Below are 12620 nucleotides of genomic sequence, written 5' to 3' on the forward strand. Positions count from 1 at the left end.
GCCAGCGGGCGGTGGCCCGCCGCGAGGAGGATTTGAGGGCTTCCCGCTCGCCCGGGGTGATCAGCTCGTGGTCGTCGATCTTGTCGAGCTGCACGGCGTAGTAGTCGGCCTCGCGGTCGTGGGCGGCGCGCACCAGCAGCAGGACCAGCAGCAACGGCGGCAGCCCCTTGCAGACCAGCACCACGAGCAGGGCCAGGGCGCCGTTGCCGAGACCGTCGCGCAGCAGCGGCGAGTTCCACAGGAAGTGCGAGGCCCACGCACCGAGGACGGCCAGCATGGCGACGCCGATCCGGATCCGCCAGGGCCGGTCCGCGCGCACGACCAGATAGCCGATGCCGGCCCCGGCCAGCGCGCCGAACAGCGTGTGACTCCACACCCCGGACAGGAAACCGCGCAGCAGGAACGTGGTGATCACCGGCTCGACGTGGTCGCCGCGCCCGGCCAGGGCGACGGCGCCGAGCGCGTACACGATGTCCTCGATGATCTGGAAGCCCAGCCCCACCATCGCGCCGTAGACCACGCCGTCGAGCACGCTGTTGACCTGCGCGCGGGCCACCAGCACGATCGCCACGACGCCGAGCGTCTTGGCGATCTCCTCGACCGTCGGGCCGGCCAGCGCGGCGCCCCAGTCGGCGGCCAGGTGCGGCGAGCCCAGCTTGGCGATGAGGTCGTCGAGAGCCGCGCTGCCGGGGATCGACACGGTGGTGGCCACCAGGCCACCCCAGGCGAAGGCCAGCGCGAGCAGGGCGGGCGGCTCCCGCTCGAGGAAGTCCAGCTCACTGACGATGAACCAGAACGGTACGGCGAGCAGCGCGAACAACCCGATCGCGGTCAACGTGGCCAGCGGGTACGTGCCCAGGAAGCGTCCCGCGATCAGAGTCATCCGCACGCCCCCGGCCACCACCAGGGTGAGCACGATCCAGAAGGCGGGCAGCCGGATCAGCCCGGGGCCGTAGTGGGCGCCGGGCTGTACGGGTGCGGTGCGGTCGCTGCGCAAACGGGACTCCGCCGTCATCCGGTGTCCGCCGGGTCGTAGCGCAACGTCCGGGTGCTGGCGTCGATCGCCGGCAGGGTGCGGCCCAGGTCCAGGTCGGCGCCGCTGACGGTGACCTCGATGGTGCGGCCGTCGGCGACGAAGACGGCGTACCGGCCGCCCCGGCCCGGAGCGGTGTAGCCGCCCTGCAGTCCGGCCAGGCCCGAGCCGGTGGCGACGGTCAGCTCGGTGCCGGTGACCTGATAGCCGGGGTTGCCGGTGATCCGCTGGCGCAGCCCGTTGGCGGCGGCCGCCAGGTCACCCTCGAAGCGGCGGACCGTGATCAGGTAGCGCACCGGGCCGAGCCGGAACAGGGCCGTGCCGGCGTCGTCGGTGGGCCGGGTCTCGGTGACGTCGATCCGCGATCCGGGCGGCGGGACGACCGTGACACCCCCGCCGATGGCGTACGGGCGGTCGGTCGGCACCGAGCGGTCGGCCGGCAGCGCCCGGTCCAGGGCGGGCAGCCCGACGCCGAGCCCGGCGAGGGCCAGGATGAGGCTGAGCGCACCGAGGAGGTTCATCAGCTGACGCCGAGTAACCCACCCCATCTCAATACGCTAACCGGCGACCAGCACCGTCTCCCGGAGGAGCGTGTTTTGTCTGTTTACTCCGAATGTTCGCGAAGGCTCCCGGCCGGCACCGCGGCGGTCAGCCACACCCCGTTCTGGCTGCGGTGGAACACGTGCCCGGCGGCAGCCATGGCCCCCGCCTCCACCGCAAGGACGACCACGTCGGTGGCGCGGCGGCGACCCACCACCAGGGCGGTCGCCACGTCCGGTGAGAGGTGCACGTGCTGACGGCTGCGCGGGCGCAGGCCCTCCCGCCGGATCGCGTCGAGGTTCGTCCGGGGAGTGCCGTGGAAGAGGACGGCGGGCGGCTGGGCCGGAGGTAGATCGAGATCAACCTGCACCCGCCGGGAGTGCCCCTGGTTGGCCCGGATGCGCTCGACACCGTCGGCGCCCGCCTGCACCGCGAAGCGGGACTTGTCGTTGTGCTCCACCACTACGTCGAGCTCGGCCCGGGAGATCCGCAGCGCGGCGAGCAGGTCGGCGACCGGCACCCAGCCGTTCGCGTCGAGGGTCAGGCCGGCCGTCTCGGGCCGGTGCCGCAGTACGAGCGACAGCCGTTTGCTGAGCCGCACCTGCTCCCGGGTCAGCACCGTGCTCACGGTCGTAGCTCCATGACCGCAAGGTAGTAAGGCCGGTCCTCGGTGTCGACGGATTTGAGCCGCCACCGGCTGCCGGTCAGCAGCCCGTCAAGCTCCTCGACCGAGCAATTGAGGTAGTCGAACCACTCCGTGGCCAGCAGGCGGTACCGCAGCCGCAGGCGCAGCTGGCCGCCGAGCCGTCCCCGGTCCCGGTTGCGCTGGTGGTACGCGACGTGCACGGGATCCGTGGTGCCGTACGGGTCGGTGCCCTGCGCGATGATCCGGGCTCCCGGGCGGGCCAGCTCGGCCAGCGCGGCGAGGAAGGCAGGGGCCCGCTCCGGCCCCTCGATCAGACCCAGGTTGTTGCCGAGCAGCAGGAACGTGTCGTAACGGGCCGCCGAGCGGGCGTACGCGTCGACAGTGTTGAGCACGGTGTCCCGCAGCCCCCGCTTGCGGGCCACCTCGATCGCTCCCGCGGAGGTGTCCAGCCCGGTGACCGCCATGCCGCGGTGCTGGAGCTCCAGCGCCGTACGCCCGGCCCCGGCCCCGATATCCAGCACCGCGCCCCGCGCGAGCCGCAGTGCGCGGTGGTCGTGGGGTTGCCAGTCGCCCGGTGCGGCCAGATAGTGGTCGGCCGGCGCGCCGTTGACCAGCCCGTCGTCGCGTTCGATGATCTCGATGACCGGCCGCGGCACCCGGCCGCCGGCCAGCGGCCGGGGCCCGATCCCGGTGTGCACCGCGTAGGCGTCCCGGATCATCTCGCCGAACACGTCGCCGATCGTAGGTTGATCCATTGCCACTACTCTTGGTCCATGGCGACGCTCGAGCAACTCGGCGCGGAGAAGTACGTCCTTCTGACGACGTTCCGCCGGGACGGCCGGGCTGTGCCGACCCCGCTGTGGGTGGTGCCCGACGGCCCCGGGCTGGCGTTCTGGACGCCGGCCGGCACGGGCAAGGTCAAGCGGATCCGCAACAGCGGCCGGGTGACCGTGGCCGCGTGCGATGTGCGCGGCAACGTGCGGGGTGCGGCGATCGAGGCCCAGGCGCGCATCGGCGACGCGGCCGACCTGCGCCGGGTTGCCGAGGGGCTCAAGCGCAAGTACGGCCTGATGGGCCGGCTCTCGCTGCTGGGCAGCAAGCTGCGCCGGGGCGCGGACGGCACGCTGGCCGTCCTCGTGTCCTGAGACGAAGAAGGGGCGACTGCCGGCCTGGCATTCGCCCCTTTATCGATCTCTCGGTCGACTGCGGTTTCAGTCGCCCTGACGCTGCGTGGGGATCTGCCCCTGCAGCAGGGCGCGAACCTCCGACTCACGGTAGCGACGGTGCCCGCCCAGGGTGCGAATTGCGCTGAGCTTGCCCGCCTTGGCCCACCGGGTGACGGTTTTCGGGTCGACACGGAACATCGACGCCACCTCGGCCGGCGTGAGTAGCGGCTCAGGATCATGCGTACGCGATGCCATCGGTCACTCCTCCACAGGTACCTAAAGACATCGGCCGGGGTCCCGCCGGCCGGTGCGTCTCTCATGGTCCGGCTAGTCCCCGATGTCCGACATGGGCCGAACGGCCGAACGTCCCTAGATAGACGGTTGAAGCATGCCCGATTTTTACCTGTTTTCTACGCCAGAAAGTGTCTTGTTTGGACCGATTATCACGCTTCGCGGGACGGCGATTACGAAGAGTGTTCGCCTAGAGAGCGCTTCCCAGCACGGTGTTCCGTGCCCGTTCGTCCCATATTCCCTGGTCAGACGGTCATAAACGTCGATCAGTTGCAGCGCTCGAGCAACTGCACCGAGCGCCACCGGGCCACGAGCTTCTCGTAGGCGTCCGTCGCGGCGTCCGCGTCACCCCGGGACAGCGCTGAGACACCGGCCGCCACCAGGCCCGGAGAGTCGTCCTCGGCCAGGGCGTCCGCGCCCAGCAGACCGGTCAGGCCGCCGTAGTCCAGCTCGACGATCGAGCGGGGATGGAACTCCTCCAGCCACCGGGTGCCCTCCTCCACCGCCTCGGTGATCGGGGCGTCACCCAGCGACTTGCGCAGCACCGAGACAGCCCGGTGGGCGCGCCGGCGGGCCTTGGAGATCTCCGTGCGGTAGCGCAGCGTGCGCCGCCCGTCGGCCAGGCTGATCTCACGCTCGTCCAGGTCGACGAAGACGAACCAGCGCAGCGGTACGCCCCACGTGGCGATCTGCTCGTGCACCCGGGGCACCCCACGCTCGAGCACCTTGGCCCCGCTGCGCCAGTCCTCCACGATCGCCTTGGCCTGCCCGGCCAGCACCGGCGGCACGAAGGCGTCCGCCAGCACGCTGGGCACACCGTCGCGCGCGTTCAACGCGGCCTCGGCGACGCGCAGGCGCAGGTTCCACGGGCAGACCAGCAGCGTCTCGCCCCACTCCAGCACGTACGCCTCGTCGGGCAGGTCGGGCAGCCGGGTCCAGCCCGCACCCAGCGCCTCCAGGACGGCGGTGCGCTGCCGGACGGGACCCTCGACGGGGCCGAGCGCCCGGCCCTCCCGCGCATACCGGCGCCAGAAAATCTGACGGTCCCGGTCGAAGGCGGTCAGCGGTTCGTAAATCCGCAGGTACGACGCGAACAGTGACGGCACGCCGCCGATCCTTTCACGATATCGGCGGCAATCGCCGTCTCCCGCGCTACCGAACCCGCACCACCGCCGCGGACGCCGGCTCCACATTGGCGGCGGGGCCCGGTCGCCCGCCTGCGTGACACCGGGCGAACGGGGTCCACGGGAGTGTCATTGTCCGCTCGGAAGGACGCTGCGGTCGGTCTAGGCTCGTCGTATCCGGCCCACCCCGCCGGCCCGCAGGCCTCACGAGGGCCCCGTCACGACCAGGAGAAATCGCAGATGAGTGTGTTCGACACCGAAGGCAGCGACGCCGCCGGACACGAACAGGTCGTCTTCTGCCAGGACCGGCAGACCGGCCTCAAGGCGATCATCGGTATCTACTCGACGGCCCTCGGGCCCGCGCTGGGTGGCACCCGGTTCTACCCGTACGAGAACGAGGAAGCGGCGATCACCGACGCGCTGAACCTCTCCCGCGGGATGGCGTACAAGAACGCGCTGGCCGGGCTCGACCTCGGCGGCGGCAAGGCCGTGATCTGGGGCGATCCCAACAAGATCAAGAGCGAAGGGCTGCTCCGCGCGTACGGCCGGTTCGTCGAATCGCTGCACGGCCGCTACTACACCGCCTGTGACGTCGGCACGTACGTCCCGGACATGGACGTCATCGCCCGCGAGACGCGCTATGTGACCGGTCGCAGCGTCGAGCACGGTGGCGCCGGCGACTCCTCCATCCTGACCGCCTGGGGCGTCTTCCAGGGCATGCGGGCCGCGGCCGAGCACACCTGGGGCAGCCCCACCCTGGCCGGGCGCCGGGTGGGCATCGCCGGGCTGGGCAAGGTCGGCAAGTATCTGGCGGGTCACCTGATCGAGGACGGCGCCGCGGTTGTCGCGACGGACGTCAGCGAGGCCGCGCGGGAGTGGGCCCGGACCACGTACCCGCAGATCGACCTGGTGGCCGACACGCAGGCGCTGATCACCGCCGACATCGACGTGTACGCCCCCTGCGCGCTCGGTGGCGCGCTGGACGACGACACCGTCACCGCCCTGCGGGCCAGGGTCGTCACCGGCGGCGCCAACAACCAGCTGGCGCACCCGGGCATCGAGAAGCTGCTCGAGGAGCGCGGCATCCTCTACACGCCGGATTACGTGGTCAACGCCGGTGGCGTGATCCAGGTGGCCGACGAGATCGAGGGCTTCAACTTCGAGCGGGCCAAGCTGCGGGCGACCCGGATCTTCGAGACCACGGGGCAGATCCTGCGCCTGGCCGACGCCGAGGGGGTGCCGCCGGCGGTCGCCGCCGACCGGCTCGCCGAGCGCCGGATGGCCGAGGTGGGCCGTTTGCGCAGTATCTACCTGAGTTGAGCGTTTTGTAGGCCATCGCGCGTCGGGTCGATGACAAGGGACGACGCGCGATGGTGGTACACGCAACCCGAGGTGCCGAAGCGGGCATCGCCCATGTACCGTAAGACCCACGAGAGATGCCTGACGTCATCGGGGCCCGCCTTCGGGCTGCCCCGAATTCTGTGCGAGGGGGTCGAGCCATGGGGCGCGGCCGTGCTAAGGCCAAGCAGACGAAGGTGGCCCGGGAGTTGAAGTACCACTCCCCGAACACCGACCTCACCGCCTTGCAGCGCGAACTGGCGGGTGCCGGTGGTAAGTCCGACCATCAGTTTGTCGACGACGACCAGTTGGTCGACGACGATGACGAGGACGACGCGGACGACGACCAGGATCCCTGGTCGCCGACAAGGCGCTGACCCGAGCGAAGTTTGCACAGAGCACGCGGCTTACCGCGTGCTTCCGTGTGTCGTGGTCGTTCCGTAGTCATTCCGACGGCAATGATGCCCACGCGGGTTGAACACCGCGTGGGCTTCAGAGCCGGCCTCTCAACGGGGGCGGTTGTTCCAGTTGTAGAACGTCGGGATGTTCTCGAAGTGGTTCCAGGCGCACACCGCCGAGCCGTCTTTCGTCGTGCTCTCCGAGCGCCGTTCCCGCGCCTCCGCCGCCTCCTCGATGAGGGCGGCCAGCCCGGACCGGGTCTCCTGCACCCGGGCCGTCACCGGATCCGTCTCCACGCGGTCAGACAGCCGTGGGCTCGTGATCTCGGGCATGGTCCAGCACTCCCTCCAGTAGGCGAATCTTGCTGTTCCGGCAGTGCTCCGTCGCCGTGACGTCGAACCTGCCGTGCTCGAAGTATCGGTTCGCCGCATGCGCGCCGCCACAGAAGCCGAAGTAGGGGCACTGGGCCCGGCAGCCCTCCACACCGTCGAGGAACTCACGGATCCAGGGCGTCTCGGTGGCCCGTTCCAGGATCTCGGCCAGCGGGGTCGTCAGGACGTTACCGCTGGAGAAGTCGCCGTACCGGGGATCGGAGAAGCCGGCCAGCTCCGGGGAGAGCAGCACGACCGAGCCGTCCTCGGCCACCGTGGGGATCGGGTCGAGCCGGCGCGGCAGCACGGTGTCGGCCGTGCCGTCCAGGACCGCGGCTGCGTACCGCAAAGACCACTCGATCTCGCGCAGGTGGATGCGGGGGTCACGGCGCCAGGCCCCGACCAGCTCGGCCCAGAAGGCCGTGACGTCCGCCTCGGGATGCCGGTTGTCCCGCAGGTTGACGCCCTCGAGCTCCTCGATGTTGATGCCGAGCACGTCGCAGCCCAGGTCGAGGAAGTATTCGTACAGCTCCGTGGCCAGGCCCGGCTCGGGACGGGCCACGACGCAGAGCGCGGAGAACGCGATGCCGTGCCGGCGCAGTGCGTCGATCCCGCGCATGATCCGGTCGTAGGCGGGCTTGTCGCCCCGGGTGACCCGGTCACCGTTGCGGGCCTCGGGCCCGTCCACGCTCACGCTGACCCGGATGCCGTGCTCGACGAAGAACTCGCACCAGGCGTCGTCGATCAGCGTCGCGTTGGTCTGCACGTGGTGCTCGACGTCCGCCGCGAACGGCGCCAGCAGCGCGGCGAAGTGCTCCCGCCCGGCCGCGAGGGGCTCGCCGCCGTGCCAGACGACCGAGAAGCGGCCGGTCCGCGACCAGGAATTCACCGATGCGGCGACCGCCTGCGCGACCTCGACGGGCATCTTCCGGTCGATCTTGCGGAACGGGAGGTAGCAGTAGGAACAGTCGAGGTTGCAGAGCGTGGTGGGCTGCATGACGACGTAGGTGGGAACCGTCGAGATGCCCCGCATCCCGCTCCACAGCTGTGCCACCGGCGCATCCACCCCCGTCCCTCGTCAGGCTATGCGGCGTCGTCCACCTTCCCGGCCGAAAAAAGATCCGCGGTGCCGACGTATCGACACACGCGGATCATTTCATACCAAGGGCGGGCCATACCCCACTCGCGGCAGATTGCCTCCACCGCGGCCGGGCCGGGCCCGGGCGGGCTCAGCCCCGGGTGTACTGGCCCATCATCTGCACCTGGCCGGTGCCCTCGATGATCTCGCCGACCTGCCACGCCTCGACACCGCGACCGGTCAGGTAGGCCATCGCCCGGTCGGCGTCGTCGGCCGAGACGACCGCGAACATGCCCACGCCCATGTTGAACGTGGCCTCCATCTCGACGTCCTCGATCCGGCCCTTGGCCTGGATCAGGTCGAAGATCGACTGCGGGCGCCACGACGAACGGTCCACGACCGCGTCGACGTGCTCGGGCAGCACCCGGACCAGGTTGCCCGGGATGCCACCGCCGGTGACGTGCGAGAACGCGCGGACGTCGGTCTCCTCGATCAGGCCCAGGCAGTCCTTGGCGTAGATCTTGGTCGGGGTCAGCAGCTCCTCGCCGAGGGTGCGCTGCTTGCCGAAGTCCTCCACCACCGTGTCCAGCCGCATCCGGCCGGCGCCCAGCAGCACGTGCCGCACCAGCGAGTAGCCGTTGGAGTGCAGGCCCGACGAGCGCATCGCGATGACCGCGTCACCGATCTCGACCCGGTGCGCGCCGAGGATCTCGCTCTCCTCGACCACGCCGACGCCGGTCGCCGAGACGTCGTACTCGTCCGGGCGCAGCACGCCCGGGTGCTCGGCGGTCTCGCCACCCAGCAGGGCACAACCGGCGTACCGGCAGCCGTCCGCGATGCCCGCGCCGATCTCGGCCACCTTGTCCGGCACGACCTCGCCGCAGGCGATGTAGTCGAGCAGGAACAGCGGCTCGGCACCGCAGGCCACCAGGTCGTCGACGACCATGGCGACCAGGTCGATGCCGATCGTGTCGTGGATGTCGAGCTGCTGGGCGATGACCAGCTTGGTGCCGACGCCGTCCGTGGACGAGGCCAGGATCGGGCTCTTGTACTTCTGGGTGTTGAGCTTGAACAGGCCCGCGAAGCCGCCCAGGTCACCCATGACCTCGGGGCGGGTGGTCTTCTTGACCTTCGACTTCAGCAGCTCCACCGCGCGCTCGCCGGCGTGGATCGAGACGCCGGCGTCCGCATACGTCACCGTGCGCTTGCGGCCGGGCCGGCCGGCACCCGCCGACCACGGCTGGTGGTCGGCGCCTTCAGCACCGTTGGAGCCGGCACTGTTGCGCTCGGACACGTGCGTCACGGTTCTCCCCTTAGTGCGCGGCTCTCCGCGCGGTTGCAGCTGACGGTGCCGCTGTCTACGACTGTTGTGGTGATGCTGAGGTTCCAGCGGTCCTGAAGTTACGGGCGACGCAGGGCGTCGACGCCGCCGGGGCTCCCCACCAGGGGTTCCGCGGATTCCCGCTCGCCCTCGGCGTACTGCTCGTCCTCATACTCCCGCTCCAGGCCGGCCACCGCAGCGTTGGTGGCCTGGACGGAGGTGACGGGCAGCGCGGCCCGCTTGCCCACCCCCTCGAGCACGTGCTTGCCGATCAGGTGGCCGGCCGGCAGCTCGATCGGATACTGACCATCGAAACAGGCCATGCACAGCCGTGTCTTCGGCTGCTCGGTCGCCTGCACCAGGCCGTCCAGCGAAACGTAGCCGAGCGAGTCGGCGCCGATCGAGCGGCGGATGCCGTCGATCTCCAGGCCGTTGGCGATCAGCTCGGCCCGGGTGGCGAAGTCGATGCCGTAGAAACACGGCCACTTCACCGGCGGCGAGGAGATGCGGACGTGCACCTCGAGGGCGCCGGCCTCGCGCAGCATCCGGATCTGGGCCCGCTGGGTGTTGCCCCGCACGATCGAGTCGTCGATCACCACGATCCGCTTGCCCCGCACGACCTCGCGCAGCGGGTTGAGCTTGAGCCGGATGCCGAGCTGGCGGATGGTCTGCGAGGGCTGGATGAAGGTGCGGCCGACGTAGGCGTTCTTCATGAAGCCGGCGCTGTACGGGATGCCGGAGGCCTCGGCGTAGCCGATCGCGGCCGGGATGCCGGACTCCGGGACGCCGATGACCAGGTCGGCCTCGACCGGATGCTCCTTGGCCAGCTTGCGGCCCACCTCGACGCGCGCGGAGTAGATGTTGCGGCCGGCGATCGTGGTGTCCGGACGGGCAAGGTAGACGTACTCGAAGAGGCAGCCCTTCGGCTCCGGCGCGGCGAACCGGGTGGAGCGCAGGCCGTGCTCGTCGATCGCGATGATCTCGCCGGGCTCCACCTCGCGGACGAAGCTGGCCCCGACGATGTCCAGGGCGGCGGTCTCGCTGGCCACGGCCCAGCCGCGCTCCATCCGGCCGAGCACCAACGGGCGTACGCCCTGGGCGTCGCGGGCGGCGTACAGGGTGCTCTCGTCCATGAAGACGAAGCTGAACGCGCCCCGCAGCCGCGGGAGCACCTCGAGCGCCGCGGCCTCGACCGACAGGTCCGGGCGGCTGGCCAGCAGGGTCGTCACGAGCGCGGTGTCGGAGGTGCCCATGTCGGCCTCGAGACCGCGCTCGGCGACCTCCCGGGCGAGCTCGGAGGTGTTCACCAGGTTCCCGTTATGGGCCAGCGCGATCGTCGTGCCCGCGGTGGTGGCCCGGATCGTCGGCTGGGCGTTCTCCCAGTTCGAGCCGCCGGTGGTCGAGTAACGGGTGTGGCCGATGGCCAGGTGCCCGCGCAGGCTCGCCAGGGTGGGCTCGTCGAAGACCTGCGAGACCAGGCCGAGGTCCTTGTAGACCACCACGCCCGAGCCGTCACTGACGGCGATGCCCGCTGCTTCCTGCCCTCGGTGCTGCAGTGCGAAGAGCCCGAAATAGGTGAGTTTCGCGACCTCTTCCTCCGGGGCCCAGACACCGAAGACGCCGCAGGCATCCTGGGGTCCGCGGTCCTGGGGGTCGAGATCGTCGGTCAACCGGCCGTCGCCTCGGGGCACGCGCTTGCTCCCTCATGCTGATCTGCTGGACTTGCTGGTCTGTTCCGACGGCCCAGTGTACGCGAGACGGAGACCACTCAACTGGGGTGCACAGGGAGGTACGGAGTGAGATCTGTGCGTATCCCGCTGGCCCGTACCCGTCCCGAGGCCACCGCATCGGCCCAGGTCAGCCGTCCGGTGGCGACCAGCAGCCAGGTCATCGGATCGGTCTCCACCACATTGGGCGGTGTGCCGCGGGTGTGCCGCGGCCCGGCGACACACTGAATCGCACCGAAAGGTGGAATACGGACCTCCACCGATCGGCCCGGCGCGGTCCGCGCCAGCTCGCTCAGGAGCGCGCGCACGGCGTCACGCAGCACCGCACGCTCCGGTTCGGCGCCTCGGTCGAGCGCGTCCAGCGCGGCGCCGACGGACTCGGATTTATTGTGCGCAGGAGACACGTCGGGACAATACGACCCCGGATTAAACGAGAACCCGGCGGCCCTGGGTCGCGCAGAGGACCTACGACAGGGCATAGTGGCCGACGGTGTGTACTCGTCGCGGGATCCATAGGGCATTTCGAAGGCAGCCCGAGGCCCGTGCGACCCGGAAGGCGGTGGACGTGACAACGCACCTACGAGCCAGGGCTCTCCAGGCCGGTGCGTTCCTGGCGCTGGTCGGTGGCGTCCTCGTCGCCGCACCTTCAGCCGCCCGGGCCGACAACCCGACGGTATCCGTCGTGAGTCTGCGGCCCGCGGACATCACGTCCGGTGGCACGACCACCATCGGTTACCGGATCGAGAACAACCCCGGCGACACCAACGTCAGCGTGCAGGTCAGCGGCGACGGCTTGCGGTGCGACCCGGGGTGCACCTTCGAGGAGGAGGTGACGGTCGGCGCGCCGAGAACGTTCTCGACCAAGCTGATCGCCGGCAACCTCGCCCCCGGTGAGACCAAGAAGATCACAGTCACCGTCACCGCGACCGTCAAGGGTGTCAGCGACAGTGACAGCAGAGAGGTCACCGTGCGCGGCCCGGACAAGCCGCAGACGGTGCGTCAGGTCAGCGGCCGGGTCAAGGACCAGGACGGCAAGGCCGTCTCCGGCGCGCTGGTCGGCCTGCGCGACAGCCAGGGCCACCAGTACCAGACCAACACCAACGGTGACGGTGGCTACTCGTTCACGTCATCGGACAGCAAGCCCATCTCGGTGGGGGCCATGGCGGTCGGCGCCACCAAGGACGGCTACGAGCTCACCTCGAAGAACGCCCAGGGCGCAGCCGGCAAGTCGATCACCGTGCCGCTGACGCTCAAGTCGAAGACCGCGCCGACGCCTTCGAGCCCGTCCCCGTCGCCCAGCGCCACCACGGATCCGACCGACGAGGCCACCGACGAGGCGTCCGAGCCGGCGACCGACGAGTCGGCGGGGGTTCTCGACGCCGCGCCCAAGTCCGGATCCGACGAGGGTTCCGGGTCGCTGCTGTTCATCATCCTCGGCGGCCTGCTGGTGGCGGCCGGCATCGGCGCGATCGTGCTGGTGCTGATGCGCCGCAAGTCCAACGAGGACCCCGACGAGCTGGACGGCGCGGGAGCCGGCGGTGCGGTCCCGGCCGCGGCCCCGGCCGGACGGTACGGCGGCGCCGACG

General features: G+C 70.3%; 15 protein-coding genes. 4 read left to right on the top strand and 11 right to left on the bottom strand.

Annotated elements, in window-relative coordinates; all coding sequences use genetic code 11:
• The 4 genes from AB0C29_RS14050 to AB0C29_RS14065 form a co-directional block, all read right to left on the bottom strand.
• The coding region (locus AB0C29_RS14050; RefSeq protein ID WP_360819950.1) for a PrsW family intramembrane metalloprotease at nucleotides 1-1015 on the bottom strand (1015 nt) is incomplete at its 3' end.
• The gene (locus AB0C29_RS14055; RefSeq protein ID WP_360819953.1) at nucleotides 1012-1581 is read right to left on the bottom strand and encodes a hypothetical protein; all 570 of its coding nucleotides are present in this window, start codon (nucleotides 1579-1581) and stop codon (nucleotides 1012-1014) included. The genes AB0C29_RS14050 and AB0C29_RS14055, both read right to left, overlap by 4 nt.
• A 56-nt stretch (nucleotides 1582-1637) precedes the next feature.
• Nucleotides 1638-2192: an RNA 2'-phosphotransferase gene (locus tag AB0C29_RS14060; RefSeq protein ID WP_360819980.1), complete on the bottom strand. Its 555-nt coding sequence runs from the start codon at nucleotides 2190-2192 to the stop codon at nucleotides 1638-1640.
• A 5-nt stretch (nucleotides 2193-2197) separates the two neighbouring features.
• The gene (locus AB0C29_RS14065; RefSeq protein ID WP_360819956.1) at nucleotides 2198-2974 is read right to left on the bottom strand and encodes a class I SAM-dependent methyltransferase; all 777 of its coding nucleotides are present in this window, start codon (nucleotides 2972-2974) and stop codon (nucleotides 2198-2200) included.
• An 18-nt stretch (nucleotides 2975-2992) separates the two neighbouring features.
• On the opposite strand from AB0C29_RS14065, the gene AB0C29_RS14070 reads away from it, so the two are divergent.
• Entirely contained in the window at nucleotides 2993-3364 is a 372-nt protein-coding gene (locus tag AB0C29_RS14070; protein ID WP_360819959.1) for a PPOX class F420-dependent oxidoreductase, read from the top strand.
• Nucleotides 3365-3430: 66 nt separating this feature from the next.
• On the opposite strand, the gene AB0C29_RS14075 is transcribed toward AB0C29_RS14070, so the two are convergent.
• The gene (locus AB0C29_RS14075) at nucleotides 3431-3640 is read right to left on the bottom strand and encodes a BldC family transcriptional regulator (protein ID WP_014687221.1); all 210 of its coding nucleotides are present in this window, start codon (nucleotides 3638-3640) and stop codon (nucleotides 3431-3433) included.
• Between the two features lie 302 nt (nucleotides 3641-3942).
• Nucleotides 3943-4782 (bottom strand): hypothetical protein, encoded by an 840-nt coding sequence (locus AB0C29_RS14080; RefSeq protein ID WP_360819962.1) that lies wholly within the window; start codon nucleotides 4780-4782, stop codon nucleotides 3943-3945.
• A 258-nt stretch (nucleotides 4783-5040) separates the two neighbouring features.
• Between AB0C29_RS14080 and AB0C29_RS14085 the strand changes: the two genes are divergently transcribed.
• Both AB0C29_RS14085 and AB0C29_RS14090 read left to right on the top strand, forming a co-directional pair.
• Nucleotides 5041-6120, top strand: a complete 1080-nt coding sequence (locus AB0C29_RS14085; protein ID WP_360819965.1) for a Glu/Leu/Phe/Val dehydrogenase dimerization domain-containing protein — start codon at nucleotides 5041-5043, stop codon at nucleotides 6118-6120.
• Nucleotides 6121-6299: 179 nt separating this feature from the next.
• On the top strand, nucleotides 6300-6515 hold the full coding sequence (locus tag AB0C29_RS14090; protein ID WP_360819968.1) for a DUF3073 domain-containing protein: 216 nt from the start codon (nucleotides 6300-6302) through the stop codon (nucleotides 6513-6515).
• A 129-nt stretch (nucleotides 6516-6644) separates the two neighbouring features.
• On the opposite strand, the gene amcA is transcribed toward AB0C29_RS14090, so the two are convergent.
• The 5 genes from amcA to AB0C29_RS14115 all read right to left on the bottom strand — a co-directional run bounded on the left by amcA (nucleotide 6645) and on the right by AB0C29_RS14115 (nucleotide 11438).
• Nucleotides 6645-6869: a multiple cyclophane-containing RiPP AmcA gene (gene amcA, locus AB0C29_RS14095; protein WP_212992876.1), complete on the bottom strand. Its 225-nt coding sequence runs from the start codon at nucleotides 6867-6869 to the stop codon at nucleotides 6645-6647.
• A complete protein-coding gene (gene amcB / locus AB0C29_RS14100) occupies nucleotides 6838-7941 on the bottom strand; it encodes a cyclophane-forming radical SAM peptide maturase AmcB (RefSeq protein WP_360819983.1) in 1104 nt (367 codons plus the stop codon). Before amcB ends, amcA begins: the two co-directional genes overlap by 32 nt.
• Nucleotides 7942-8137: 196 nt before the next feature.
• Nucleotides 8138-9289, bottom strand: a complete 1152-nt coding sequence (gene purM / locus AB0C29_RS14105) for a phosphoribosylformylglycinamidine cyclo-ligase (protein WP_360546958.1) — start codon at nucleotides 9287-9289, stop codon at nucleotides 8138-8140.
• A 98-nt stretch (nucleotides 9290-9387) separates the two neighbouring features.
• A complete protein-coding gene (gene purF, locus AB0C29_RS14110) occupies nucleotides 9388-10998 on the bottom strand; it encodes an amidophosphoribosyltransferase (protein ID WP_360819971.1) in 1611 nt (536 codons plus the stop codon).
• 77 nt (nucleotides 10999-11075) lie between these two features.
• Entirely contained in the window at nucleotides 11076-11438 is a 363-nt protein-coding gene (locus AB0C29_RS14115; protein WP_360819974.1) for a sterol carrier family protein, read from the bottom strand.
• Between the two features lie 161 nt (nucleotides 11439-11599).
• Between AB0C29_RS14115 and AB0C29_RS14120 the strand changes: the two genes are divergently transcribed.
• A partial coding sequence (locus AB0C29_RS14120; protein ID WP_360819977.1) for a carboxypeptidase-like regulatory domain-containing protein occupies nucleotides 11600-12620 on the top strand: 1021 nt, incomplete at its 3' end.

The organism is Actinoplanes sp. NPDC048791, from assembly GCF_040650095.1.
Taxonomy (GTDB): domain Bacteria; phylum Actinomycetota; class Actinomycetes; order Mycobacteriales; family Micromonosporaceae; genus Actinoplanes.